Annotated in this window: 20 protein-coding genes; 8 read left to right on the plus strand and 12 right to left on the minus strand. The window is 63.0% G+C overall.

The window, feature by feature from the left end; translation table 11 throughout:
• Position 1 precedes the first annotated feature (1 nt).
• Positions 2-2,122: a vWA domain-containing protein gene (locus tag NKI22_RS04270; RefSeq protein WP_352495950.1), complete on the plus strand. Its 2,121-nt coding sequence runs from the start codon at positions 2-4 to the stop codon at positions 2,120-2,122.
• Positions 2,123-2,269: 147 nt separating this feature from the next.
• Here the strand turns inward: NKI22_RS04270 and bmt are convergent, their stop codons facing one another.
• Both bmt and NKI22_RS04280 read right to left on the minus strand, forming a co-directional pair.
• Positions 2,270-3,286 carry a betaine--homocysteine S-methyltransferase gene (bmt, locus tag NKI22_RS04275; protein ID WP_023719944.1) on the minus strand — a complete coding sequence of 339 codons (1,017 nt, stop codon included), beginning with the start codon at positions 3,284-3,286 and terminating at the stop codon, positions 2,270-2,272.
• A gap of 88 nt (positions 3,287-3,374) precedes the next feature.
• The gene (locus tag NKI22_RS04280; RefSeq protein ID WP_023719945.1) at positions 3,375-4,217 is read right to left on the minus strand and encodes a helix-turn-helix domain-containing protein; all 843 of its coding nucleotides are present in this window, start codon (positions 4,215-4,217) and stop codon (positions 3,375-3,377) included.
• 228 nt (positions 4,218-4,445) lie between these two features.
• On the opposite strand from NKI22_RS04280, the gene NKI22_RS04285 reads away from it, so the two are divergent.
• Both NKI22_RS04285 and NKI22_RS04290 read left to right on the plus strand, forming a co-directional pair.
• Entirely contained in the window at positions 4,446-5,456 is a 1,011-nt protein-coding gene (locus tag NKI22_RS04285; protein WP_352484528.1) for a fatty acid desaturase, read from the plus strand.
• An 83-nt stretch (positions 5,457-5,539) separates the two neighbouring features.
• Complete coding sequence (locus NKI22_RS04290; RefSeq protein ID WP_352590163.1) at positions 5,540-6,340, plus strand: phosphate/phosphite/phosphonate ABC transporter substrate-binding protein; 801 nt, start codon at positions 5,540-5,542, stop codon at positions 6,338-6,340.
• Positions 6,341-6,449: 109 nt separating this feature from the next.
• Here NKI22_RS04290 and NKI22_RS04295 read toward each other — a convergent pair whose 3' ends face one another.
• From NKI22_RS04295 to NKI22_RS04315, 5 genes are all read right to left on the minus strand, one after another.
• On the minus strand, positions 6,450-7,763 hold the full coding sequence (locus tag NKI22_RS04295; RefSeq protein ID WP_352937460.1) for a M24 family metallopeptidase: 1,314 nt from the start codon (positions 7,761-7,763) through the stop codon (positions 6,450-6,452).
• A gap of 25 nt (positions 7,764-7,788) precedes the next feature.
• A complete protein-coding gene (locus tag NKI22_RS04300; RefSeq protein WP_352495951.1) occupies positions 7,789-9,360 on the minus strand; it encodes a glycosyltransferase family 39 protein in 1,572 nt (523 codons plus the stop codon).
• Between the two features lie 86 nt (positions 9,361-9,446).
• A complete protein-coding gene (locus tag NKI22_RS04305) occupies positions 9,447-12,032 on the minus strand; it encodes a GcvT family protein (protein WP_352547270.1) in 2,586 nt (861 codons plus the stop codon).
• Positions 12,029-12,490, minus strand: coding sequence for an endonuclease domain-containing protein (locus NKI22_RS04310; RefSeq protein ID WP_051409687.1), 462 nt, complete (start codon positions 12,488-12,490; stop codon positions 12,029-12,031). Before NKI22_RS04310 ends, NKI22_RS04305 begins: the two co-directional genes overlap by 4 nt.
• Positions 12,491-12,644: 154 nt before the next feature.
• Complete coding sequence (locus NKI22_RS04315; RefSeq protein ID WP_023719951.1) at positions 12,645-14,222, minus strand: trimethylamine methyltransferase family protein; 1,578 nt, start codon at positions 14,220-14,222, stop codon at positions 12,645-12,647.
• A 210-nt stretch (positions 14,223-14,432) separates the two neighbouring features.
• Between NKI22_RS04315 and NKI22_RS04320 the strand changes: the two genes are divergently transcribed.
• The 3 genes from NKI22_RS04320 (at position 14,433) to NKI22_RS04330 (ending at position 19,377) form a co-directional block, all read left to right on the plus strand.
• Complete coding sequence (locus NKI22_RS04320; protein ID WP_352590175.1) at positions 14,433-15,593, plus strand: MFS transporter; 1,161 nt, start codon at positions 14,433-14,435, stop codon at positions 15,591-15,593.
• Positions 15,594-15,687: 94 nt separating this feature from the next.
• Entirely contained in the window at positions 15,688-17,757 is a 2,070-nt protein-coding gene (locus tag NKI22_RS04325; RefSeq protein WP_352484534.1) for a prolyl oligopeptidase family serine peptidase, read from the plus strand.
• A gap of 240 nt (positions 17,758-17,997) precedes the next feature.
• Positions 17,998-19,377, plus strand: a complete 1,380-nt coding sequence (locus tag NKI22_RS04330; protein WP_352640475.1) for an aspartate aminotransferase family protein — start codon at positions 17,998-18,000, stop codon at positions 19,375-19,377.
• A 111-nt stretch (positions 19,378-19,488) separates the two neighbouring features.
• Here the strand turns inward: NKI22_RS04330 and NKI22_RS04335 are convergent, their stop codons facing one another.
• The 4 genes from NKI22_RS04335 to NKI22_RS04350 all read right to left on the minus strand — a co-directional run bounded on the left by NKI22_RS04335 (position 19,489) and on the right by NKI22_RS04350 (position 22,964).
• A complete protein-coding gene (locus NKI22_RS04335; RefSeq protein WP_352640474.1) occupies positions 19,489-19,875 on the minus strand; it encodes a VOC family protein in 387 nt (128 codons plus the stop codon).
• A 513-nt stretch (positions 19,876-20,388) separates the two neighbouring features.
• The gene (mmsB, locus tag NKI22_RS04340) at positions 20,389-21,273 is read right to left on the minus strand and encodes a 3-hydroxyisobutyrate dehydrogenase (RefSeq protein ID WP_352484536.1); all 885 of its coding nucleotides are present in this window, start codon (positions 21,271-21,273) and stop codon (positions 20,389-20,391) included.
• A 76-nt stretch (positions 21,274-21,349) separates the two neighbouring features.
• Positions 21,350-21,718, minus strand: a complete 369-nt coding sequence (locus tag NKI22_RS04345) for a four helix bundle protein (RefSeq protein WP_352640472.1) — start codon at positions 21,716-21,718, stop codon at positions 21,350-21,352.
• Between the two features lie 79 nt (positions 21,719-21,797).
• Positions 21,798-22,964, minus strand: a complete 1,167-nt coding sequence (locus NKI22_RS04350) for an isobutyryl-CoA dehydrogenase (protein WP_352715127.1) — start codon at positions 22,962-22,964, stop codon at positions 21,798-21,800.
• 137 nt (positions 22,965-23,101) lie between these two features.
• Between NKI22_RS04350 and NKI22_RS04355 the strand changes: the two genes are divergently transcribed.
• Both NKI22_RS04355 and NKI22_RS04360 read left to right on the plus strand, forming a co-directional pair.
• Positions 23,102-23,716 carry a dimethylsulfonioproprionate lyase family protein gene (locus NKI22_RS04355; protein ID WP_352640470.1) on the plus strand — a complete coding sequence of 205 codons (615 nt, stop codon included), beginning with the start codon at positions 23,102-23,104 and terminating at the stop codon, positions 23,714-23,716.
• 1 nt (position 23,717) lies between these two features.
• A complete protein-coding gene (locus NKI22_RS04360) occupies positions 23,718-25,187 on the plus strand; it encodes a cobyric acid synthase (protein ID WP_352547275.1) in 1,470 nt (489 codons plus the stop codon).
• On the opposite strand, the gene NKI22_RS04365 is transcribed toward NKI22_RS04360, so the two are convergent.
• Positions 25,184-25,606 carry a VOC family protein gene (locus NKI22_RS04365; RefSeq protein ID WP_352640468.1) on the minus strand — a complete coding sequence of 141 codons (423 nt, stop codon included), beginning with the start codon at positions 25,604-25,606 and terminating at the stop codon, positions 25,184-25,186. The two genes, NKI22_RS04360 and NKI22_RS04365, sit on opposite strands and share 4 nt — an antisense overlap.
• Positions 25,607-25,649 lie beyond the last annotated feature (43 nt).

Consider the following 25,649-nt stretch of genomic DNA (forward strand, 5'->3'; position numbering starts at 1 on the left):
CATGGTCGACGACAAGCAACTGAACAGGCTGCGCGATATCGCAGCACCGGCGCCTGACGCGGATGCAAAGGCGCGTGCCCTCCAGGCCGCGCTGCGCGCCTATGACATGGAAGAAAAAACTTTACCGGCCGCCCAAGGATCGGCAGGCGGGCTTCGTCTCACAGAGCGAGCACAAAGGCTCTGGAGCGAAATCATGCAAAAGAAACTCTTCGCCACGCCGGCCATTGCCGGGCTCGTTGCCCTGCCGATCGCCGGATACGCCACCATCTATATGCTTGGGGAATCCAAATTCGGCGGGCCCGAATTCGGCGGCGACGATAAGATCACCGAAACGCTGGCTGACAAGCCGGCGACCGTCAAACCGCCGGTTGTTGCCGAAGCAGATAAGCAGAAGAAGGCGGACGCCGACAGCGAAAGCCGCGACGCCGGCGAGGCGCTTGTGGCGCCGACATCGCCGCCGAAAGCGGAATCGACCGCGGTCGGCGGGTTGACGCAGCAGGATGTGCTCACCCGCAATGCACCCGAACCGGCGCAGAGCGGCGAGTTTGCGCTGGATGGCGGTGCAAACTCCGTGGCTCCGGCAGTCGATGGTGGCGCGCGGGTCGGACGCATGCCTGGCACGGTTGCCGAGTCCAAGCTGATGGCACAGCAGCCTGCCGCTGCGCCGGCCGACCAGATGCTGCCGCGAGAGGAAAACCGTGACCGGGTCGAGGATTTCAAGACCAATCCGGTGCATGCCGCACTCGAAGACCCGGTCTCGACGTTCTCTATCGATGTCGACACCGCTTCCTATTCCTTCGTCCGGCGCTCGCTGAAGGAAGGTTTTATCCCGCAGGCCGATACGGTGCGCGTCGAGGAGATGGTCAACTACTTCCCCTATGACTGGAAAGGCCCGGACTCCGCCTCGACGCCGTTCAACTCGACCGTCAGCGTCATGCCGACTCCGTGGAACGAGCACACCAGGCTGATGCATGTCGCCATCAAGGGTTTCGACGTGAAGCCGGCCGAGCAGCCCAAGGCCAATCTGGTCTTTCTGATCGATGTGTCGGGCTCGATGAACGAGCAGGACAAGCTGCCGCTCCTGCAGTCGGCCTTTCGGCTGCTGGTCAACAAGCTGAGACCCGACGATACCGTCTCGATCGTCACCTATGCGGGCGATGCCGGTACCGTGCTGGAGCCCACCAAGGCTTCGGAAAAGGACAAGATCCTCGCTGCCATCGACAACCTGACATCCGGCGGCTCGACGGCAGGCGAGGCGGGCATCAAGGAAGCCTACAGGCTGGCGCAGAAATCCTTCGTCAAGGACGGTATCAACCGGGTGATGCTCGCCACCGATGGTGATTTCAATGTCGGCCAGACCGACGACGACGACCTGAAGCGGCTGATCGAAAAGGAGCGCAAGACAGGTGTGTTCCTGTCGGTGTTCGGCTTCGGCCGCGGCAACCTGAACGACCAGATGATGCAGACCATCGCCCAGAACGGCAACGGCACCGCCGCCTATATCGACACTTTGGCGGAGGCCGAGAAGGTGCTGGTCGAGGATGCCTCCTCGACACTGTTCACCATTGCCAAGGACGTGAAGATCCAGGTCGAGTTCAACCCGAACAAGGTCTCGGAATACCGGCTGATCGGCTACGAGACCCGCGCCTTGAACCGCGAGGATTTCAACAACGACCGCGTCGACGCCGGCGAGATCGGCTCAGGCCATTCGGTCACCGCGATCTACGAGATCACGCCTAAGGGCAGCGGCGGCGAACAGATCGATCAGCTGCGCTATGGCCAGGCCTCGGTGAACAATGGCGGTGTCGCCAATGCCGACGAATATGCCTTCGTCAAAATCCGCTACAAGCTGCCGAACGAGGACACTTCGAAGCTGATCACCACGCCGGTGACGTCAGCCAACGAGGTGGCGTCGTTCGACCAGGCCAGCACCGACCAGCGTTTCTCCGTTGCCGTCGCTGCCTTCGGCCAGAAGCTGCGCGACGAGGATGCGACCGCGAAGTTCGGCTACGACAAGATCATGGAGATTGCCACCGCCGCCAGAGGAGCCGACCCGTTTGGGTACCGGTCCGAGTTCCTCTCGCTTGTGCGCCTTGCCTCGGCGCTCGGCGGTAACCGGTAGTGGCAATGATGGCCGGTTTCTTTCAGATGGGATCGTTCTGACAGGGGGAACCGGCCTACGGGCGGGTGAGGCAGGCCGGCGAGGGAAACCTTGCCGGCCTTTTTTCGTGGCTGCACCGCTTCGCGGACCGCGTCGCAGCCGAAAGCGTCAGGCGCGTCCGCGGCGCCGTTCGCGGCGGGCTTCGCTGGTCTCGGCGACGTTGACCGTCGCCTGCTTGTTGCGCATCGGGCCGATGCGTTCGACGATCTGCTCGACGGTCGGGCGATCCGACCTGGTGTGCGCATCGAGCGCCTTGCGCATGGCGGCAAGGTGCTGGAACGAGGTACCGCAGCAGCCGCCGACGATCTTGGCGCCGGCATCGACGGCCAGGCGCACATAATCGGCCATCAGCTCGGGCGTGCCCGAATAGTAGATCTCGGCACCGCGAAATTCGGGGATGCCGCAATTGCCCTTGACGATCACCGTTGCCTCGGGCTTCGCCTCGGTCATGTCGAGCAGCGAAGCGAGAATATCGGAGGCGCCGACACCGCAATTTGCGCCGACACCGAGCGGCGTCTGCGACAGGCCGTCGACGACACCGTGGATGTCCTTCGGCAGCAGCCCCATCATGGTGCGGCCGGCGGTGTCGAAGGAGCCGGTATAGGTATAGGGCAAGCCGACGCGGATGGCGGCTTCGGCGGCGGCACGGATCTCGTCCGGCGCCGACATGGTTTCGATCCAGGCGACTTCGGCGCCGCCGGCCTTCAGGCCCTCGATCTGCTCGGCAAAGGCCTCGACCGCCTCGTCATAGGTCATGGCGCCGAGCGGCACCAGCAATTCGCCGGTCGGGCCGACTGAGCCGGCCACGATCACCTTGCGGCCGGCCTTGCCGGCGACGGCGCTTGCGATCTCGGCGGCGCGCTTGTTCAGTGCGTGGACGCGGTCCTGCGCATGGTGCAGCTTGAGCCGATGGCGGGTCCCGCCAAAAGAGTTGGTCAGGATGATGTCGGCGCCGGCATCGACAAAGTTCTGGTGCAGGCTGGTGATGGTGTCGGGCGCGGTCTCGTTCAAGAGCTCAGGAGCCTCTCCGGCCTCAAGGCCCATCGCGAACAGATTGGTGCCGGTGGCGCCATCGGCGAGCAGGACGCCCTTTTCGGCAAGCAGAGCGTCGATCGGATTGGTCATGTGAAATACGCCTTCCCGGAAGAATAACTGAGATAAGGATATAAAGAATTCTTTATGTGCCGTCAATGTCGACACGGAGAGCAACCGGTCAAAATCGCATCTCCGCCAGCTTTCGTGTGAAGCTGGCCGCTTCATGCGCGTTGACGTCCGCGGCACGGATCAGATTGTCGAAATGGCTGGTCAGGATGCGGATCGGCTGCGTGGCGTTCAGCACCAGATACATGTCGCCGACGTAAATGGCTGCGCGATAGGGCCCGAAGATGGTGTACGGGATCGAATAGCGCATCCGCCCGTCATAGAGAAACAGGCGGAAGGTGGGATAGAGGTCGTCGAGTAGCGTCGCCATGTGCAGGAGCTGCTGGTGGCGGTCGGCCTCCGGAAAGCGGTCCCACACGCCCAGCCCGCGCGCGAAGATCTCCAGCGTGTGACGCGGCATACAGACTTCCATGTCGGTTTCGGGCCGTCGGTTGTAGTCGATGCGGTACTGCGTTTCGCCGGCCTGTGCCTCGCGGCTCTTGTTGGCGATGACGGCTTCATAGTCGACAAGCGCCTCGGTGCGCAGAAGATCGGGAATGCCGGCCGGGACGTAGCGGATTTTCGTTCCCGCCGCCTCGGCATGCCAGCGAGCCAGCAGCGTGCGGTCGAAGCCGTCCGGCGCCTCCTCGATCTCAAGGCTCTCGCGGATTTCACCGGTGACGCCCTCGTCCTGGCTGAGGCCGAGCAGCCAGTCGAGCGAGACTTTGAATTCGGCGGCGATGTTGAGCAGCGTTTCGGCGCGGGGAAGGCGGGTCGAGGCGCCGGAGAGCAGCTGCGACAGCGCCGAACGGTCGATGCCAACCGCGGCGGCGAAGGCCGACTGGTTCAGATCGGACCTTGTCAAGAGCATTTTCAGGCGCTCGCGAAAGATCGTCGACAGGTCGCGCTTGTCCAAATCGCCACCCCACCCGATAGGAGGAAAAATTTGCGCTGAAGCCGCGAACGCGGAGCTTCAGGCGTAAATGAATCCGGTGCGTTGTTTACAATGCATAACATATGCAGCTGAAAATGCGCAATCGCAACAGTTTGTGCGCTTTATCGCGTTGCAGCAATGCAACGCTCCTGACACAATGCTGTCAGGAATCAAACGGGTTCCGGCGACTGGAAGGCAGTGGTCGATAGCATGACGAGCATGGGCAACAGGCGACATGGCGCGGCGACCATCGAATGGCCGACGGTGTTTCTCGCACTTTTCTGCTACGGCGGCTGGCTCGCTACCGGCTTTCTGCTCTGGCCATCCTACCCGCTGTTGGCGCTCGCCCTTCTGGCCCTGATTGCGGCGCTGCAATCCTCGCTGATGCACGAGGCCCTGCACGGCCACCCAACCCGGAACGCGCGGCTCAACGAAGCCGTTGTGTTCCTGCCGATTGGCCTTGTCTGGCCGTTTCGCCGGTTCAAGACCATTCATCTGCGCCACCATGCAGACGAGCGCCTGACCGATCCGCTCGACGATCCCGAAAGCTATTACAAGGCGCTCTGGCAGCACGAAGAGCTGCCGTCGGCTATGAAGTTCCTGCTGAAGGTCAACAACACGATGCTCGGGCGTTTGGTGCTCGGTCCGTGGCTCTCCTGCATCGGCTTCTTCATCGACGACGCCAGGCAGGTTGCCGCGGGCGACAATTCCATCCGCAAGGCATGGCTGCTGCATGCGATCGGCCTCGCCGTGGTGTTGCCTGTCGTGCAGTTCGGCTTCGGCATGCCGTTGTGGCTCTACATACTGGTGCCGGTGTGGCTGGGACAATCGCTGATTTCGATCCGCACCTACGCCGAGCATCAATGGTCTGAACATCCGGAAGGCCGCACGATCATCGTCGAGCGCTCGCCGCTGTCCTTCCTGTTCCTCAACAACAATCTGCATTTCGTCCATCACAAGAGCCCGACGGTGGCCTGGTACAGGCTGCCGAAGCTGTTTCGCGACCGCCGCGACGAGTGGCTGCGGATGAACAATGGCTACGCCTATCCGAACTATTTCGCGCTGCTCAAGGCCTATGCCTTCAAGGCGAAGGAACCGATCGTCCATCCCGTGCTGCGGCGCATGCCGGAACCAGGACGCGCATTCAAGCCGCGCGTCAGGGCACGCAGCCTCAATGGGCTTGGCAGCGCACCGGTACCCGCCGAGCCGCCGAAGGAATGATCCTCGCGGCATTGCAGGCGCTGCCGCGCGGGCAACGCTTTCCTGACCTTGTCAATTTCCCTGCATAACGGTCAAATCCCGGCATGAGCGAATTCATTGCGGCTTTGCCGATGTACGACTGGCCGGAAGCGCGGGACGAGGTCGACGCAGAATGGGCGCGGCTGCGCGATGCTTTCAGACAAAAAGGCATCGATGCGCCGGAGACGATTATCCGCCGCAATGGCGATTTGCCCCCGGTGCCTGGCGGTATTCGCGACGATAAGGGAAAACTCATCGCGCCCGATCCGGCGACATTGCCGCCGGACGAACTGGATTTTCACCGGCTCTGGCTGCACCCGGCGCTGCTCTTTGCGCAAACCTGCTGGGGACCGATGGAACTCGGCCTGTCGCAGCGTGTCCACCTCGTCGGCCAGCCGCGCTACGACGCCTTTGAGGGCGGACAGGGCGAACTCTATTCGAGCGCCATCGTCATGAGGGCGGGCGAGGCACCGCCGGCAAGGTCGCCGGCCGACGGCGGCGCCGTCATTCCGCTCGATCAGCTTCGCGGCAAACGTTTCACCTTCAACAGCCTCGATTCCATGTCGGGCATCATCGCGCCGACACGCGACCTGCAAGCACTGGGCGAGAGTTTGGATATCTTTTCCGCGCTGAGCGAAAGCTGGGGGCACCGCGCTTCGATTGTTGCTGTTGCCGAGGGCAGGGCCGACGTCGCGGCGATCGACTGCGAGAGCTGGGCGCTGGCGCAGCGTTTCGAGCCTGCAGCGCAGAAGATGACGGTCGTCGGCTGGACAAGGCGGCGCAAAGGATTGCCGTTCATCACGGCCAGCAGGACGCCGGAAACGATCGTCGCCATGATGCGCGAGGCGATCGAGGCGCTCACATAAAGCGCGTCGCGTCCGGTCGGCCTCATGCGACGCGCTTTAAATTCTTGTTTTACGCATGTCGTTATCGCAAAACCGCTGCACACTTTTGCGCGACATGCATTAGGTTCGCTCAGCCGCCAAGCAGCCGATTGTCGAGCGGATAGGTCGAAAGCTTCTCGTTGCCGGTGTCGGTGATCAGGATCTGTTCCTCGATCTTGACGCCTTCGTAGGCGCCAAGCCTGCCGATGTAGCTCTCGACGCACAGCACCATGCCTGACACAAGCACGCCGTCCGGCGTGTCGTCGGTCCAGTCGCCGGCATGCGGCAATGTCGGGTATTCGTCGGCCAGGCCGACGCCGTGATAGAGCACCCCGTAGCGCGCCGGGAAGCAGTCTCCCGGCGGCACCGACGAGCCCTCGACGAGATCGCGGAAGGATATGCCCGGCCGCATCAGTTCGGTGTTGTGGGCGATCTGGTCGGCAGCGATCTGAAACAGGTCACGCTGTTCCTGCGACGGCGGCGCGTCACCGCAAAGCCAGGTGCGCGACAGGTCGGCGCAGAAGCCGTAAGGACCGATCAGGTCGGTGTCGAAGGCGACGAGATCGCCGGCCTCGATCGTCCGCGACGAACACTCCTGGAACCACGGATTGGTGCGCGGACCCGACGACAGGAGCCGGGTTTCGATCCATTCGCCGCCGCGCGCGATGTTGCCGCGATGGAGTTCGGCCCACAATTCGTTCTCGGAAATACCAGGTCTCAGCGCCTGCTCCATCTCGCCCATCGCCGCCTCGCAAGCGACGATCGCCCGGCGCATGGCAAGGATCTCGTCGGGCGATTTGATCAGCCGCGCATTTTCCATCACCGCCTCGCCATTGCCGGTCGAAATGCCGAGACGGGCGAGTTCCTCGATGCCCTCGGGATTGATGTGATCGACCGCGATACGGCGATTGCCGCCGCCATGTTCCAGTACCAGCTCGGCGATGCCGGCTGCCCAGCGGCGGACTTTTTGCCCGGTCAACTCGCCGCTGTAGAGATACGCCCACGACACCGCCGGCCGCACCTCGTCGACGACGCCGGAATGGTCGGAAAGGTGCTCACAGGAAAAATAGTCGAACAGTACCACCGGCCCATCGGTGGCGACGAAACAATGCCTGGTCGGATTGTGCGCGACCCAGAGCTGCATGTTGGTCGCATCGGTCGCGTAGCGGATGTTGACCGGATCGTAGAGCAGGGCTCCCGCATAGTCGCGGCGCTTCAGCTCGGCGCGGATGCGCTCGAGCCGGTATCGGCGCATGGCGGGCAAGTCAGGAGCGTCAATACCCGCCGCCTGCCACTCGGCTTCCGCCAGCGCACCATAGCCCAGCAGATGCTGGTTGAGTTCAGCGGCCTTCAGGCGCGATTTTTTGCGCAGCGCATCGATCGAGTCCTCCAGCTCGAACGGCATGATCTTGCGATGATGACGGGGCCGGTCAGTCGGATTCCTGTCCACCCTCGACTCCTTCGCCAGCGCCTTCCTTGGGCGCCATGGCTCCTTCCATTCTCTTCAGTCGGACGAATGCGCCGGGCCGGGCGGACTTGTCGGTGCCACGCAACAGCGGAACCATGATTTGCCGCGGTTGGCCGTCCGGCTCATAGCCGGCCGCTTTGAGCTGGTCCAAAATGACCGGCCGCGGATCGTCGTGATCAAGCCAGACGAGTACGGCCGGCCCCCGCATCAGCGTTTCGAAATTAGGCACTTCCTGGTCAAGTGCGACCAGTTTTTCGTCGACCAGCCGCAGGTTGCCGACCCATGCACCGTCGGATATTGCAGTTTTCACCGGTCCGTCCGCGGTCAGTTGGCGATAGAGGGCCGGGTAATCCAAGCGGATCATGCGGGAGAGGCCACTGGTCCCGTTTATCTGGACGTACCAAGTGGCGGGCGCGAGCAACACGGCGATGATCGCTCCAGCCGCGATCACCAGGAGCTGCGCATTCCTGCCGCGCGGCGCCAGCCGTTCCATAGTGGCGACGATGGCCAGCGGCAACATGAACAGGACCGGCAGCAGCCAGCGGTCCTTGACAACCGTCACGCCGGTGGCCAGCACAAGTATTGCCAGCATAGCCAAGCCGAGCGCCAAGCTACGCCACAACAGAATTTCCCTGGCCGGACGTTTCGGGTGCCGCTCGGAGAAACGGAACTTCGCCACCCCGAAGGCCAGCGCGGAAACGAGCACCGGCAAGACCGCGAAATTGAAGGTCCCCATGACAAACTTGCCGGCGCCGACAAAGGCCGCCGCGATGCGCCCTTGTTGCGGGTCTATTCCGAACTTCTCGCCTCTCGACAATAAATCGGCGGGATGCATGAGGCTCCAATAGGTGGTTGGTGCCAGCACCAATATCGCGACCGCTATGCTGATTGCGAACTTTGGGTCAAGGATGGCGCTGCGCAATTCGCGCAGCGACAGCGCTGCCGCAACAAGGGCCACCACGAGGAAGACATCGTTATACTTGGCAAGAATTGCCGCCGCCGTGGCCAGGCCAAACGCCGCATAGGCAATCATGCTACGCCGCTCGAGAAGATAGGCCATGGTGAGCAGGAGCAGCGAGCAGAAGCCGACGACGGCGACGGAATGCGACAAAGCGCGCTGCGATTCCCAGACGACCTGCGGGATCGTAAACAGGCCGAACATGGCCGCCGCCGCTGTCGCCTTGGTGTAGCCGAACCGCCGCATGGCGGCGAACACGCTGCAGGCGGCGAGGAACAGCACTGAGTATTTGACGAGCTTCAGCGTGAAGATACTGGTGCCGAAAACATGCGCGGCCAGCCAATTGATCCAGGTGTAGAGAGGTGGTTGCGAGCCGCCATATCCAGCCCAGAGATACGGTACATAGATCAGCTGCTCCGCATCGTCGATGCCGACGCCGGTTCCCGCCCAAGAGCTCAACAGGGACAGTATGATGGTCTGCAAGGCAAAATAAGCCGCGACCATGACGATCGCCGCCGGGAAGGGGCCGATCCGTCCCTCGGCCAGCCACTCGGCCCATTTCATGTCGTACTTCAAGGAAGTCTCATCGCCCCTGCCGGCACAGTTGCCGGCTGGGCTAGCATGAAGAGCGTGCTCCGCACAATGCGACCGGCTGGCTGCACCTACGTTCGCATCTTTTCGCCACTCGGGTCGAAGGGCGGCTCGACGTTGATGCGCGCCGACCGCCGGTGTCCAAGGATCTCGATCTCGAACAGCCCGGCGCTCTCGTTTTCGGCAAGCACTGCCGGTACGTAGCCTTGCGCCATCGACTTCTCGACATAATGCGCATAGCCGCCGGAGGTGACCCAGCCGACCACGCGCCAGTTGCCGTCGACAATACCGCGCACGGCAGACGCGCCTTCAGCGGCGTTCGAGCCGCGCACTTCCTTGCCGCCCGCGTCGAAGCGCGGCGCGCCATAGCCATGCGGCTTTTCTACCGTGCCGAAATCCTTGTCGCCGACCTTGGCCCAGATCGGCTCGTCGCCCATGACGTCGGCATCCGCAGCATCGACGATAAAGGAAACGCGGCGCAGCTTCGGCCCTGCCGCCTGTTCCTTGGCCGCTGCCTCGCGGCCGATGAAATCGTTCTTCTCCAGCTTGATAAAGCGGTCCATCGAACCTTCGAACGGTCCGTAGATCGGACGTAGCTCGCGGAACCAGGTCGGAAAGTTCTTTTCAAGCCGCATCGAGAGCAGGGCGCGCATGCCGAAATCAACAAGTCCGAACTCTTCGCCGGCCTCCTTGATCGCCTTGTAGACCAGACGCTGATAGGCCGGCGCCATCCAGATCTCATAGCCGAGATCGCCGGTGTAGGTGATGCGGTTGACCATGCAGGGCGCGCCGCCGACCGCCATCTCGCGGAAATCCATGAAGCGGAAGGCCTTGGTCGAGATGTCGACGTCGACCAGTTTCTGCAGCAGGTCGCGCGATTTCGGCCCGGCGATGGAGAGGCCAACCAGCGTCTGGTCGAAGCGGTGGATGCGCACCTCCGACGCCCTTGGACCGTCCTTCGGCAGATGCTTCTCGAACCAGCGCATGTGATATTTTTGCGCGGCCGAAGAACCCCAGATCATGAAGCGTTCTTCGCCCGCCTTGGCGATGGTGAAGTCGCCGATCAGTCTGCCGAACTCGTTCAGCATCGGCGTCAGCACGATGCGGCCGGTCTTCGGCATGCGGTTGGTCATCAGCCGGTTGAGGAAATCCTCGGCCCCAGGTCCGGAGACTTCGTATTTGGCGAAGTTGGCGATCTCGGTGACGCCGACCCTCTCGCGGGTGGCGCACACTTCCTCGCCGATCGCGCCGAAATCATTCGAGCGGTGGAAGGACACGATGTCCTTCGGCTCCGAGCCTTTCGGCGCGAACCAGAGCGGGGTTTCGAGACCCCAGCTGTCGCCCATGACGGCGTTGTTGGCGAGCATGGTGTCGTAAAGCGGGGTCGTCTGCGCCGGTCTTGCCGCCGGCAATTCCTCGTTGGGAAAGCGGATGGAGAAACGGCGCGAATAATTTTCGCGCACCTTTGCGTTGGTATAGCGCAGCGTTGCCCATTCGCCGAAGCGCGCAACGTCCATGCCCCAGACGTCGAAGCCGGGGTCGCCATGGACCATCCAGTTCGACAGCGCCAAGCCGACGCCGCCGCCTTGGCTGAAGCCGGCCATGACGGCGCAGGCGCACCAGAAATTGGTCAGGCCCTGCACAGGGCCAACGAGCGGGTTGCCGTCGAGCGCGAAGGTGAAGGGGCCGTTGATGATCTGCTTGATGCCGGCTTTCTCGATGCCGGGAAAATGCTTGAAGCCGATCTCGAGCGACGGCGCGATGCGGTCGATGTCGGGCTGCAGCAGCTCGTGGCCGAAATCCCATGGCGTGTTGACCGGCGACCACGGCTTGCAGGCTTTTTCATAGGTGCCGAGCAGGATGCCGTTGCGTTCCTGGCGGGTGTAGATCTCGCCCTTGAAATCCAGCACGCCGATCATCTCGCGCCCAGTCGACTTGTTGAATTCCTCGACTTCCGGCATCGGCTCGGTCAGGAGATACATGTGCTCCATCGCCAGCACCGGCAGCTCGACGCCGACCATGCGACCGATCTCGCGCGCCCACAGGCCGCCGCAGTTGACGACATGCTCGGCTTTGATCGTGCCTTGCTCGGTGACGACGTTCCAGGTGCCGTCGACCTCCTGCGTCAGTTCGACGACGCGGTTGCGCAGCACGATCTCGGCGCCGAGCTTCCGGGCGGCTTTGGCATAGGCGTGGGTGGTGCCGGAAGGGTCGAGGTGGCCCTCGACTGGGTCCCACATAGCGCCGACGAAATTCGTCTCGTCCATCAGCGGGAACATCGCCTTGGCTTCGGACGGCGTGATCAGTTCGGTGTCCATGCCGAGATAGCGGCCCTTGGCATGGGCGAGGCGAAGGAAGTCCATGCGCTCGGGCGTGTCGGCCATCATGACGCCGCCGGTCAGGTGCAGCGAGCAGGATTGGCCGGAAATCTCCTCGATCTCCTTGTAAAGCTGCACCGTATAGGCCTGCAGCTTGGCGACATTGGGATCGCCGTTCAGCGTATGAAAGCCGCCCGCCGCATGCCAGGACGAGCCGGAGGTGAGCTCCGAACGCTCGATCAGCATGATGTCGGTCCAGCCGGCCTTGGCCAGATGATAGAGCACCGAGCAGCCAACGACGCCGCCGCCGATAACAACCGCTTTTGCATGAGATTTCATGAAGATAGTTCCGTTTTTGAAGAGATTGAATCGAGTGAGCGGGGCGCGAAAACAAAGCGGAGATCGAATACAGCGATGTTTTCGGCCAGCCTGCCATCAAGCGCGGCAAGAATGGTTTCACAGACGGAAGTACGATGTTTCAGGACGTCATGGCTCCAAAGACGCAGGATCGAGTAGTCTTGGGCGCGCATGAAATCATCGCGGCGGCGGTCATATGAACTGCCGGCGTGCTGTTGTCCGTCGACTTCAACAACAAGCCATTTTTCGCGGCAGACAAAGTCTGCAAAAAAGGCGCCGATGGAGAACTGACGCGTAAAGCGATAGCCGCCAAGCTTGCGCGCCTTTAGTTCAGGCCAAAGCAGTGCTTCGGCCTGATTGCCTGCTTGCCGCAGGCTACGCGCTCGCTGGGTTGTGCCTGTTTTGCGGCGGCTGCGCGTTTCATGAACGGCTTCCCCCACTCCGTCGCCGCTTCGGGGCGCCACCTCTCCCCCCTCCGGGGGGAAAGGAAGGGCGCCAACTGGAATCGTTTCGCGCCCTTCCTCTACCCCGTCGATCGGGGGAGAGGTGTCGAGCCAAGCTGGACGGAGTGGGGGTCGACTACTCATCAGATGATCAGAAATCGGTCGGGGCGCCGCCTTCGGCCCGGCGCTTGTCGACGAAAGCATTGAGCTCCTCGCGGATCGCCGGGTCCATATAAGGCTCTTCATAGGAGGCCAGCCGCTCCTTCCAGACGCGATTGGCTTTTTCGAGCGCCGTCGGCGACCCGGCCTCCGCCCAACTCTCGAAATTGCGCCAGTCCGAAATGATAGGCGCATAGAAGGCGGTCTTGTAGCGGTCCTGCGTGTGCTGGGTGCCGAAGAAATGGCCGCCGGGGCCGACCGACTGGATGGCGTCGAAACCGAGCGCCTCGTCGGAAAGATCGAGCGGCGTCAGGAACTCGGCGACCATCTGCAACAGGTCTATATCGAGGATGGTCTTTTCGTAGGAGCAGCGCAGGCCGCCTTCGAGCCAGCCGGCGGCATGCATCATCAGATTGCCGCCGCCCTGGATGGCACCCCACAGCGAGAACACGCTTTCATAGGCAGCTTGCGCGTCGATCGTGTTGGCGGCGCAGGTGTTGGAGGTGCGGTAGGGGATGTTGTAGCGGCGGGCGAGCTGCCCGCCGACCAGCTGCGCCTTCATATATTCCGGCGTCCCGAAGGCCGGCGCGCCGGACTTCATGTCGACATTCGAGGTGAAGCCGCCGTAGCCGACAGGAGCGCCCTTGCGCACCATCTGCGCGAAGGCGATGCCGGACAGCGCCTCGGCATTCTGTTGCACCAGCGCGCCGGCAATCGTCACCGGTGCCATGGCGCCGGACAGGGTGAACGGCGTCACGACGACCACCTGACCCTTGCTCGACATCTGGATGATGCCTTCCATCATCGGCACGTCGAGCTTGAGCGGCGAATTGGTGTTGATGATGGTGAATACCGACGGCTCTGCGAGCAGTTGCTCGTGGCTAATGCCACGTGCGATCCTGGTGATCTCGATGCCGTCGACGTTGCGCTCCTTGCCGAGCGAATAGATGTGGAACATTTTGTCGGTCAGCGTGGCGAGGTCACGGATGCATTCGAGGTGTCGCACGGACGGATGGATGTCGATCGGCTCGACCGGATAACCGCCCGTGCAATTCAATATGTTGTGCATCTGCGCAAGCTTGAGAAAGTTGCGGTAGTCCTGCTGGTTGCCCGGCCGGCGGCCGCGGTCGACGTCGGAGCAATTGGGTGCCGACGCCATCATCGAGATGATCAGATTATCGCCACCGAAGCGCACATTATGCGCCGGGTTGCGGGCGTGGATGGTGAATTCCGGCGGGCAGTGCGCAACCAGTTCCAGGATCATGTCGCTGTCGAAGCGCACCCGCTCGCTGCCTTCGCGGACATCGGCGCCATGCGCCTTCATGATGCGCCGGGCTTCGTCATGCAGCACGTCGACGCCGATTTCCCGCAGCACCCGCAGAGAGGCGAGGTGGATGGATTCCAGCTCGTCGTCGGAAACCAGCCGGGTCGGCGTCAGCGGGTTCTTCAACTGGCGAAACGGCGGCTGCTCGAACACCGCCGATCCGCCGGCACGCTTCCCCGCGCGGCCGCCGCGACGGGCGCGGTCGTTTGCCAGTGCCGGTTCGGCGGGCTGAAGGGCGGCGGTCATGATAGTCCTCGTACGCTGCGGCAATGCGGCGGCATAATGGACTGCCGGCCGTCCGGCCATTGCGGAGGCGGCGACCACTAGGACGAGGGAAGCGACATGCCCTGGGGGCAGCCGGCGGGATCGTCAGCCTCTTGATCGCGTTCCGGCTGGCGCAAGCGGTTTTCGGTGCCGGTGCTTACTGCGACGGAACCGAAACGCTAATCCTGCATCATGGACCGGGCGGAACAGAACAGCGGCGAGGCAGTGCAATGGGCGGCGATCACCGGCGTGATCGCGACTGTCTCGGTGTTCGCCATTGCGCAAGGGCTGAGCTACCCGCTGTTGAGCTTCATCCTGCAGCGCCAGGGCGTCTCGCCGGCCATGATCGGCCTGTCGGCGGCAATGACGCCGATCGGCTTCATCGTCTCCTCGCCGTTGGTTCCAGCGCTGGCGCGCCGTTTCGGGGCCGGGCGCACCGCGCTTACTTGCGCGGCACTTTCCGCGCTGGTGCTGGCGCTGATCGGCTGGACGCAAAATGTCTATCTGTGGTTTCCGCTGCGCTTTTTGATCGGTGGGGTCACCAACCCGCTCTACGTGCTGAGCGAAGTCTGGGTGATTGCACTGGCGCCGCCAGCACGCCGCGGCCGCGTCATGGGCATCTATTCGACGATCATTTCGGCGGGCTTTGCGGCGGGGCCGCTGTGCCTGCTTGCGGTCGGCACCGTGGGATGGCCGCCGTTTCTGGTCGGCATCGGCGCATTCCTGTTTTGCGGCGCCTGCCTTGCCTCGGTGCTGGCACGGCTGCCGAGGGTCGACGAGAGCGGGCACCGGGTTTCGGTGCTGGGATTCGTGCCGCAGGCGTGGCTGCTGTTGTCGGCGGTCGTGGTGGCCGCCGGTTTCGAACAGGCAGTGCTCGCCTTGCTGCCGGTCTACGGAACGCATTACGGCATCGCCGAAGCGCGCATGTCGGCGCTGCTGTCGGTGATGATCGCCGGCAACATCGCTATGCAGGTGCCGCTCGGCCTGTTGGCGGAACGACTGACGGCGCGGCTGGTGCGGTTCATCTGTGTGGCGGTGACGGTGCTCGGATGCGTGCTGTTGCCGGTTCTCATCGAGACGCCGCTCATATGGCCATGCGTCTTCATCTGGGGTGCGGTTTCCTACGGCATCTACACGATGTCGATCATCGAGCTCGGCGAGCGGTTCACCGGCTCGGCGCTGGTCGCCGGCAACGCCGCCTTTTCGCTGATGTGGGGCGTCGGCGGCATCGCCGTGCCGCCGCTGGCGGGCGGCGCCATGGATGTTGTTGGCGCAGGCGGCCTGCCGCTCACGCTTGGCGCCATTTGCCTGGCGCTGGGGCTTGTAACGGTCATTCGAAGGCGGATGGTGTGAATGCCTGAAGTCGCCGTTCTGACGCAATGACTTGAATATTAGCGGCCCCGTGTCGATCTTGGCGATGCCGACGCCCGACTCAACCGGAGACCTCATGACCAAATTGAACAGCCAGGCCCAACCGGATCCGGCGGCCGAAGATCCCTTCCTCTGGCTGGAGGGCAGGACTGACCAGCGAGCGCTCGACTGGGTTCATCGCCAGAATGAAATCACTGTCGCCGAATTGCAGGGTGACCCGTCCTACCAGGCAACGTTCCAGACCGCGCTCGACCTGATGACGGCCGAGGATAACATCGCCGTCGGGGCCGCTATCAACGGCCATGTCTATAATTTCTGGCAGGACCGCACGAACGTACTCGGCCTCTGGCGGCGCACCACCGTCGCGTCCTACAAGACCGACAAGCCGGATTGGCAGACGATCATTGACTTCGACAGTCTGGCGGCGGAAGAGGGGGTGAAATGGGTGTTCAGCGGCGCCAGCCGGCTTTACCCCGATTTCAGCCGCTGCCTGCTCAGCCTGTCGCCGGATGGCGGCGATGCCAGCGAGATGCGCGAATTCGATATCGAAAGCAGGTCCTTCGTCGAGGGTGGCTTTCGTGCTCCCGCCTCGAAATCGAACTTCAGCTGGCTGGACGAGGACACGGTCATCGTTTCCGCCGCCTTCGAGGAGGACGACAAGACCCAGTCCGGCTATCCGCGCGTGGTCAAGCTCTGGCGGCGCGGCACGCCACTGGAAGCGGCGATGCCGATCTTCGAGGCGCTGAAGCAGGATCTCGCCGCCGGCGGATCCGTCGAATTCGACGGTGACAGGCGCCACGTCTTCCTGGCCCGGACGCTCGACTTCTTCGCCTCGCACAGTTTCCTGCGGCTGCCTTCTGGCGAGAACCGGCGCATCCCGTTGCCGGACGACGTCACCGATACGGCGCTGTTCAAGGGCCAGCTTGTCTTCGGCGTGCGTACCCCGTGGACGGCGCCGGACGGCACGCTGTGCAAGCCCGACGGGCTCTATTCACTCGATTTCGAGCGCTGGATCGAAACCGGTCTGTTCGGATCCATCGATATCGTGCTCGAGCCGGCGCACCGTGTCTCGATCGCCGGCATCGCCCGCACGCAGGCCCGGCTGTTCATCAATTTGATGGACAATGTGCGCGGCAAGGTCATCGCCGGCGAGCGCAGCGACAGCGGCTGGGAGTTCAAGCCCGTTGCATTGCCCGAAAACGGCAATGTCGGCATCAGCCATGCCGAGCATTTCGGCTCCAGCGTCTCCTTCTCCTTCACCGATTTCCTGACGCCGAGCTCGATCATCTGGTCGGACGATAATGCCGCGGCGCTGGCAACGGTGAAGTCGCAGCCGGCGCGCTTCGATGCGTCGTCCCTGGTCTCCGAACAGTTCGAGGCGCGCTCGAAGGACGGCACGATGATCCCGTACTTCGTCGTCAGGCGGCGCGACCAGGACGGGCCGGTGCCGACATTGCTTTACGGCTATGGCGGCTTCGAAGTGCCGCTGCTGCCCGGCTATGCCGGCGTGCGCGGCAGGCTGTGGCTGGAGAAGGGCAATGCCTATGTGCAGGCCAACATCCGCGGCGGCGGCGAGTTCGGCCCGAACTGGCACCAGGCGGCGCTCAAGGCCAATCGCCAGAATGCATTCGACGATTTCGCAGCGGTGGCGCAAGATCTGGTCAAACGCGGCATCGCCACACCGGCCACGCTGGGCATCCAGGGCGGTTCGAACGGGGGCTTGCTGACTGGCGTCTCGCTGACGCAACGCCCGGAATTGTTCGGCGCGGTGATCATCGACGTGCCGCTGCTCGACATGCTGCGTTACACCGAGCTGCCGCCCGGCGCGTCATGGATGGCCGAGTATGGCGATCCGGCGAAGCCGGAAGAGGCAGCTTGGCTCGCCTCCTATTCGCCCTACCAGCATGTAGACACGGATGCAGCCTATCCGCCGGTACTGCTGACGACCTCGACTGCCGACGACCGCGTCCATCCCGGCCATGCCCGCAAGATGGCGGCGCGGCTGCAGGCGGCGGGCCATGGCAAGACGCTGTTCTTCGAAGAGACCGAGGGCGGGCATGGCGGGCGCGGCGATCGGCGGCCGCAGGCCGCACAGGCGGCGATGAAGTACGTCTTCCTGCAGCGGGCCCTGACTGGCACCAATTGACCGACATCGCTTGACCGGTACGGCTTGAACTGAGGGCTGGAGGCAGCCTAAGGTACATGCATGGCTCGGCTGGCGAAATCGGGGTGCGCATTTGGGGTGGCGGTGACGCCGTCGCCGCGCACGCTTCGCGCCGAGCTGTTGCGGCTGTGCGCCCGTATCGGCTATTCGCCGCCCGCTGTCCTCTAACGAATCCGCCCCGGCGCGAAAGCTGCCGGATTGGTTCAAGAGGAAAGACCAGACATGACCTACCAGAATTATTCGCTGAAGCAGCTTCAGCAGATCGATGCCGCGCATCACCTTCATCCGTTCACCGACCACAAGGAGATGCGCGAGACCGGCTCGCGCATCATCACTCACGCCAACGGTCCGTTCATCTACGATGCCGAAGGGACGGAAATCCTCGACGGCATGGCCGGGCTATGGTGCGTCAATGTCGGCTACGGCCGCGACGAGCTTGCCGACGCCGCCTACGCCCAGATGAAGGAATTGCCCTACTACAACTCCTTCTTCAAATGCTCGACGCCGACGCCGGTTCTGCTGTCGAAAAAGCTGGCGGAGATCGCGCCAAGGCACATCAACCAGGTGTTCTACGGCTCATCCGGTTCGGAGGCCAACGACACGGCGCTGCGCCTCGTCCGCCACTATTGGGTGCTGGAAGGCAGCCCCGAGAAGAACCGCATCATCTCGCGCAAGATGGGCTACCACGGCTCGACCATAGCCGGTGCCTCGCTCGGCGGCATGGATTTGATGCACAACCAGCTCGGCGGCGCCGTGCCCAACATCGTCCATGTGATGATGCCCTATGCCTATGAGCTGGCACTGCCCGGCGAAAGCGACCATGATTTCGGCCTGCGCGCGGCAAAAGCGGTCGAGGACGCGATCCTCGAAGCTGGCGCCGACAAGGTCGCCGCCTTCATCGGCGAGCCGGTGATGGGGGCAGGCGGGGTGAAGATCCCGCCGATGAGCTATTGGCCGGAAGTGCAGCGCATTTGCCGCAAATATGATGTACTGCTGATGCTGGACGAGGTTATCACCGGCTATGGCCGCACCGGCGAATGGTTCGCCGCACAAGCCTTCGACGTCGAGCCCGACACCATCACCACGGCCAAGGCGCTGACCTCCGGCTATCAGCCGCTGTCGGCGCTGCTTGTCGGCGACCGCATCGCGGCGACGCTGGTCGAAAAGGGCGGCGAATTCTATCACGGCTACACCTATGCCGGGCATCCGGTGGCCTGCGCGGTGGCGCTGAAGAACCTCGAGATCATCGAGCGCGAGGGCCTGATCGAGCGCGTCAGGAACGACACCGGGCCTTACTTCGCCAAGGCGCTGCAGGAACGTTTCGGTGGGCATGATCTGGTTGGCGAGGTGCGCTCGTTCGGGCTGATGGGGGCGATCGAGATCGTCAAGGACAAGGTGACCAAGGAGCGCTTCCTGCCGGCCGGCAGCGCGGCGGTGATGGTTCGCGACCACGCCCTTGCCCAAGGCATGATGCTGCGCGCCACCGGCGACACGATGATCCTGTCGCCGCCGCTGATCTGGACGCGCGAGACGATCGACATGGCCTGCGACCGCATCGCCAGGGCGCTCGACCTGGCCGAAGCAGATTTGCGCAAGCGGTAAGATGGAACGATCGCCGGGCGTCCGGTAATCGGGCGCCCGGAGTTTGAATGCCGCTTTATGGCGAAGAGTTCGCCAGGCGAGGCTGTTGGCAGTATCGACGACCACGCGTGATCACTGGCCCGCCTTGACACCGATGACGTGCCCCTTCGCGTCAGTGACCAACATCCCTTTCGATTGGTCCAAGATCACAACAATGTTGCCGAAAGGATCGCGGACACGGGCGCACCGCCCGACCGAGATCTCGAATGGCGGTTGCACAGCCTCACCGCCGGCGGCCAAGAATTCCTCAAACGCGTCGTCCACGTTATCGACCAGGATGTCGGTCTCGGGACCGATATGAAGATGGACAACCAGCTCCGCATCGGTTTCAGGCAGCGCAAAGCCGGCGGCTTCATCGTCCCGCCAAACGAGCGCATGACCGAGACGATCCCCATAGAACGATACGGCTGCATCGAGGTCGCTCACGCGCAATAGATGATTATCGAGCTTGCGGAACAATGGTCTTTTTCGAGGCTCGTGCGCCATTGCGGGACCTCAATATGTGAAGAGATTCGTGCGGCCGTATAGCCTCTAATGAAATAGTCTTCGCGACTATGTCTGCAACTGGGTTGCCTTCAAGCTTTCGAGCCCGCTCGGTGGAAATGGTAGCGAGCCGAAATTCATGTGGGGGTCGTGAGCGGAAATTCAAACTGAGACAGCACCGAAGGGCCGCATCAGCGACGCGGCAATCGGAATATAGCTCCGACGACATGGCGAAAACGCAAAAACCGCGCTCCATCGGAACGCGGCTTTGCCAGATACGCATGGTGCTTCGCCAACAATACACTTGCGAAACTTACGGCGAAACTTACGGGCTCCGGTACGCGAGACCTGATCCGGAGCGCCGGGCGGATGTCCGCCTCGCAATCCGTTTTAAACGCACATCGTTACTGCAGGGTTAGCAAGAGCTTAAGCAAACCTAAATTTGCCGACTTTCCGCTTTGGGCAGATCGAAAACTATGAAATTTGACCTTACGCAGGGTCACCGCGCAGGAAATTGATGATGCCGGAAAAATCCGCGCCGGCATTGCCTTGTGCGTTGAACAGCGCATAAAGCTGGGCTGCCTCGGCGCCGAGCGGCGTTGCCGCACCGACGCTCTGTGCGGCCTCCTGCGACAGTTTCAGGTCCTTCAGCATCAGTGCCGCTGCAAACCCGGGCTTATAGCCATTGTTGGCGGGCGATGTCGGCACAGGGCCGGGCACCGGGCAGTAAGTGGTCAGCGACCAGCACTGGCCGGACGAGGTCGAGGCGACGTCGAACAGCGCCTGGTGCGACAGGCCGAGCTTTTCCGCCAGCACGAAGGCCTCGGCAACGCCGATCATCGAAATGCCCAAAATCATGTTGTTGCAGATCTTCGCCGCCTGCCCGGCGCCGTCGTCGCCGCAATGAACGATGCGGCCGGCCATTGGCTTGAGGATCGGTTCGGCCTTGGCGAAGGCGTCCTTCGAACCGCCGGCCATGAAGGTCAGCGTGCCGGCCGCCGCACCGCCCGTCCCGCCGGAGACCGGCGCGTCGATCGTCAGCAATCCGTGCTTGGCCGCGGTGGCATGGGCCTTTCGCGCCGACTCGACGTCGATGGTCGAGGAATCGATGAACAACGCGCCTTTTTTCGCCTTGGCCGCGATGTCTGCGTAAACCGACAGCACATGCTTGCCGGCCGGCAGCATGGTGATGACCGCATCGGCATCCTTTACCGCCGCAACGGCATTGGCCATGATGACGACGCCGTGCTCCCTGGCGATGACGAGGTTTTCCGGCACCAGGTCGAAGCCGTGCACGGCATACCCGGCCTTGACCAGGTTGGCGGCCATCGGATTTCCCATATTGCCGAGGCCGATGAAGGCGATGGTGGTCATAATGGCACTCCGCGGTTTGGGTAAGGCAGGCAGTAGGCAGTAGGCAGTAGGCAGTAGGCAGTAGGCAGTAGGCGACCTATTCGGGCGCAAGTTTGCTAATAAGTTGGCGAAGCATTTTTCCGATGCCCTCGGTCGCTAACAGTACGTGATAAGCTTGGTCATGCGTGGCAAGGCCAATGCGTTCAGCGATCTGAAGGTGTGTCTCGAACTCCTTCAACGATCCTTGGGCTATCCTGAGAAATTGCTGATAGGAGCCTCTGTTGTCTCGACCATAACCTTCCGCGATGTTTGCAGGAATAGAGGTTGCTGAGCGGCGAATTTGGCTGGTCAACCCATACAATTCTTCTTTTGGCCATGCCTTGGTCAAGGAGTAGGTGATGACGGCCAGATCCATCGCCTGCTGCCATACGATAAGATCCTTGTACGAATTGATCTTGCCGGTCATCTTCCTGCCTACTGCCTACTGCCTACTGCCTACTGCCTACTGCCTACTGCCTACTGCCTACTGCCTACTGCCTACTGCCTTACCGTTCGATCAGCGCGCGAGCGATGATGACGCGCATGATCTCGTTGGTGCCTTCGAGGATCTGGTGGACGCGCAGGTCCCGTACCAGCTTCTCGATGCCGTAATCGTGCAGATAGCCATAGCCGCCATGCAGCTGCAGGGCGTCATTGGCGACGTTGAAGCCGGTGTCGGTGACGAAGCGCTTGGCCATCGCCGACCATTTTCCGGCATCCGGCGCCTTGCGGTCGAGCTTCGAGGCGGCGGTGTAGAGGAAGATGCGTGCTGCCTGCAATTCGGTCTCCATGTCGGCGAGCTTGAACTGCAGCGCCTGGAACTGGTTGATCTTCGAGCCGAAGGCCTTGCGCTCGGCGGTGTAGGCGAGAGCCTTGTCGAGTGCCGATTGCGCGCCGCCGAGCGAACAGGCGGCGATGTTCAAGCGGCCGCCGTCGAGCCCGGCCATGGCGATGCCGAAGCCGGCGCCTTCTGCCGACAAAAGGTTTTCCGCCGGCACCTTGCAGTCCTCGAAGACGACCTGGCGGGTCGACTGCATGTGCCAGCCCATCTTGTGTTCGTTGGCGCCGAAGGAAAGGCCGGGCGCATCGTTCGACACGACGAAGGTGGAAATGCCTTTCGGCCCGTCGGCGCCGGTGCGCGCCATGACGACATAGAGGTCGCTGTCGCCGGCACCGGAGATGAACTGCTTGGCGCCGTTCAGCACATAGTCACTGCCGCTTTTGACCGCGCGCGTCTTCAGCGCCGCCGCATCCGAGCCCGAGCCCGGCTCGGTCAGGCAGTAGCTTGCCAGCCATTCCATCGAGGTCAGTTTGGGCAGGAAGCGCCGGCGCTGCTCGTCGCTGCCGAAGCGGTCGATCATCGATGCTGCCATGTTGTGGATCGAGATGAAGGCGGAAAACGCCGGATCGGCACGCGAAAGCGCCTCGAAGATCAGCACGGCGTCGAGCCGGCCGAGCCCCGAGCCGCCGACATCGTCGCGGACATAGATGCCGCCAAGGCCGAGCGGGCCGGTCTCGCGGATCACGTCGGCGGGGAAATATTTGTTGCGATCCCAGTCGAGTGCGTTCGGCGCCACACGATCGGCGGCGAAGGCCTCGGCCATCTCTTGGATGGCGCGCTGGTCCTCGTTGAGTTCGAACTGGCTGGTGCCCGCATCGACAGCGGCGTCCATGGCGTGCTCCCTGATGTTTCCGGCCTGCTGGCCTGTCGTTTTTGGCTTTGCGCGCCGTCCAATCTAGACCAATGATGCCGCCGCGCAACCCGACCGTCTGCGCAGCCGCTGTGTGCGAATGCGCTTTGGAGCAAAGTGTGACGACAAATTTCGACGAACTGCTTGGACGCTTCCATGCCTATCTCCAGACGTTCGATGATGCGCTGGTGCGCGACGCCGTGGCCCGAATCGGCTGGGACATGCCAAGCCGGCCGCTCGAACCGCATGCACTGCCTTGTCTCGTCCTGCTCGACCGTATCGTCGAACTCGCTCCCGCTGCGGCCAAGCCGCTGGTTCGGCTGGTTGCGGAGCGTCGCGGCGATCTGCACTGGGGCCAGACCTACAGCGAGGCGGATTTCGGCAAGACATTCATCGACAACTACGGCTGGCTGGAGGTATTCAGCACGCGCGGTCATTTCGTCAATGAAGAGGTCGCGGCCGGCCTGCTGATCCTTGGGCCCGACATCGTCTACCCCGATCACCACCATGTCGCGGAGGAGATCTACGTCCCGCTTACCGGCGGCACCGAATGGCGCATGGGCGATGGCGGTTTTCGCCTTCGAGCGGCGGGCGAGGTGATCCACCATGCCTCTGACGTCAGCCACGCCATGCGCACCGGCAAGGAGCCACTGATGGCGCTCTATCTCTGGCGCGGCGGGCCACTGGCAGCCAAGTCGACGATCACCGGAACCGTTGCGCAGGGCAGGGACTGATATGGCCAAGGCGATCATGCTGCAGGGCACGGGTTCGGATGTCGGCAAGACGGTGCTCGTCGCCGGTCTTTGCCGCGCGGCGAAGAAGCGCGGCTTGAAAGTGCGGCCGTTCAAGCCGCAGAACATGTCGAACAACGCGGCTGTCGCCGATATTCCAGGCGTTTCAGGTGGCGGTGAGATCGGCCGCGCCCAATGGCTGCAGGCGATCGCCTGCGGCGTGCCGCCCACCATCCACATGAACCCGGTGCTGCTCAAGCCGCAGACCGATGTCGGCGCTCAAGTCGTCGTGCAGGGCAAGGTGTTCGGCGAGGCGCGGGCGCGCGACTACCAGGCGCTGAAGGGCCGGCTTATGGATGCGGTGCTGGACTCTTGGGCAAAGGTCGGCGAGGGCGCCGATCTGGTCATTGTCGAGGGCGCCGGCTCGCCGGCCGAGATCAATCTCAGGAGCCGTGACATTGCCAATATGGGCTTTGCGACGCGCGCCGGCGTGCCGGTGATCCTGGTCGGCGATATCGATCGCGGCGGCGTCATCGCCTCGATCGCCGGCACCCATCTGATCCTGCCGGACGAGGATCGGCGAATGATCGTCGGCTATCTCATCAATAAGTTCCGTGGCGATGTCTCGCTGTTCGATGACGGCATCGAGGCGATCGAAAAGTTCACCGGCTGGCGCTGTTTTGGCGTCGTGCCGTGGCTGAAGGCGGCGGCGCGGCTGCCGTCGGAGGATTCCGTCGTGCTCGATCGGTTGGCGTCCGGCGAGAAGCGCGCGCTGAAGATCGCCGTGCCGATGCTCTCGCGCATCGCCAATTTCGACGACCTCGACCCGCTCAAGGCCGAACCGCAGGTCGAGGTGGTGTTCGTGCCGCCTGGCCAGCGCTGGCCGCAGGATGCGGGTCTGGTGGTCATTCCCGGCTCGAAGTCGACGATCGGCGATCTCGTGAAATTCCGCGAGAACGGCTGGGACCGCGACCTTGCCGCGCACAGGAAACGCGGTGGCCACATCGTCGGCATTTGCGGCGGCTTCCAGATGCTCGGCCATAGCGTGCGCGATCCAGACGGCATCGAGGGCAGCGTTACCGAGACGCAAGGCCTCGGCCTGCTCAACGTCGAAACGGTGATGGAGCCGGAAAAGACAGTGCGCAATGTCAGCGCGCGCTCGGTGCCGTTCGATCTGCCGCTCGAGGGCTATGAAATCCATCTCGGCCGCACCACCGGTCCGGACACGCTGCGGCCATCCGCCGTTATCAACGGCGTCGATGACGGCGCCATCTCCGCCGACGGCAAGGTGTCAGGCACCTACATGCACGGGCTGTTTTCCGCCGACGCCTTCCGGGCGAAATTCCTCGAAAGCCTCGGCGTCAAGGGCGGCGGCATCGACTACCGCGCCGAGGTCGAACGGGCACTGGACGAGATCGCAGCCGAACTGGAAACCCACCTCGACTGCGACGCGATTTTCGGGCTGGCGCGTTAGCTGGCGGCTTCGTCAGCCTTCGGCCAGTAGGTGCCGAACGACCAGACATTGCCTTCCGGATCGCGGCAGATGAATTCGCGGCTGCCATAGTCGCGGTCGGTGAGCTCTTCCAGAATCTCGGCGCCGGCGGTTTTTGCCCGAGCGTATGCCGCGTCGGCGTCAGCGACCGCGACATAGATCGACTTGCCGCCGCCCGAGCCGGGCGCGCCGACCATCTTTCCATAGGCATCGTCGCGGGCCGTGCCGAGCATGATGATCGAGGAGCCGAATGCGAGTTCGGCATGGTGCACCACGTCGCCTTCGCCATAGCGGGCGCGGACGCTGAAGCCGAAGGCCTCGCATAGCCAGTCGATCATTTTGCCGGCATTTCTGTAGCGCAGCGCCGGGTAAAGCCGCGGTGCTTCGGTGGTGTTCGGCATGGCTGATCTCCTTCGCTGTGTTGGTCGATCAACCCAGTCTGGG

It is taken from the genome of Mesorhizobium sp. M0778 (assembly GCF_040320105.1).
Lineage (GTDB): Bacteria > Pseudomonadota > Alphaproteobacteria > Rhizobiales > Rhizobiaceae > Mesorhizobium.

What these genes read in the sequence shown, in the direction of transcription:
- NKI22_RS04350 (WP_352715127.1), bottom strand. Translation starts at nt 22,964, where the DNA reads ATGGACGCCGCTGTCGATGCGGGCACCAGCCAGTTCGAACTCAACGAG.
- NKI22_RS04345 (WP_352640472.1), bottom strand. Translation starts at nt 21,718, where the DNA reads ATGACCGGCAAGATCAATTCGTACAAGGATCTTATCGTATGGCAGCAG.
- NKI22_RS04320 (WP_352590175.1), top strand. Translation starts at nt 14,433, where the DNA reads ATGGACCGGGCGGAACAGAACAGCGGCGAGGCAGTGCAATGGGCGGCG.
- NKI22_RS04285 (WP_352484528.1), top strand. Translation starts at nt 4,446, where the DNA reads ATGACGAGCATGGGCAACAGGCGACATGGCGCGGCGACCATCGAATGG.
- NKI22_RS04330 (WP_352640475.1), top strand. Translation starts at nt 17,998, where the DNA reads ATGACCTACCAGAATTATTCGCTGAAGCAGCTTCAGCAGATCGATGCC.
- NKI22_RS04315 (WP_023719951.1), bottom strand. Translation starts at nt 14,222, where the DNA reads ATGACCGCCGCCCTTCAGCCCGCCGAACCGGCACTGGCAAACGACCGC.
- NKI22_RS04365 (WP_352640468.1), bottom strand. Translation starts at nt 25,606, where the DNA reads ATGCCGAACACCACCGAAGCACCGCGGCTTTACCCGGCGCTGCGCTAC.
- bmt (WP_023719944.1), bottom strand. Translation starts at nt 3,286, where the DNA reads ATGACCAATCCGATCGACGCTCTGCTTGCCGAAAAGGGCGTCCTGCTC.
- NKI22_RS04270 (WP_352495950.1), top strand. Translation starts at nt 2, where the DNA reads ATGGTCGACGACAAGCAACTGAACAGGCTGCGCGATATCGCAGCACCG.
- NKI22_RS04305 (WP_352547270.1), bottom strand. Translation starts at nt 12,032, where the DNA reads ATGAAATCTCATGCAAAAGCGGTTGTTATCGGCGGCGGCGTCGTTGGC.
- NKI22_RS04290 (WP_352590163.1), top strand. Translation starts at nt 5,540, where the DNA reads ATGAGCGAATTCATTGCGGCTTTGCCGATGTACGACTGGCCGGAAGCG.
- NKI22_RS04325 (WP_352484534.1), top strand. Translation starts at nt 15,688, where the DNA reads ATGACCAAATTGAACAGCCAGGCCCAACCGGATCCGGCGGCCGAAGAT.
- NKI22_RS04295 (WP_352937460.1), bottom strand. Translation starts at nt 7,763, where the DNA reads ATGCCGTTCGAGCTGGAGGACTCGATCGATGCGCTGCGCAAAAAATCG.
- mmsB (WP_352484536.1), bottom strand. Translation starts at nt 21,273, where the DNA reads ATGACCACCATCGCCTTCATCGGCCTCGGCAATATGGGAAATCCGATG.
- NKI22_RS04360 (WP_352547275.1), top strand. Translation starts at nt 23,718, where the DNA reads ATGGCCAAGGCGATCATGCTGCAGGGCACGGGTTCGGATGTCGGCAAG.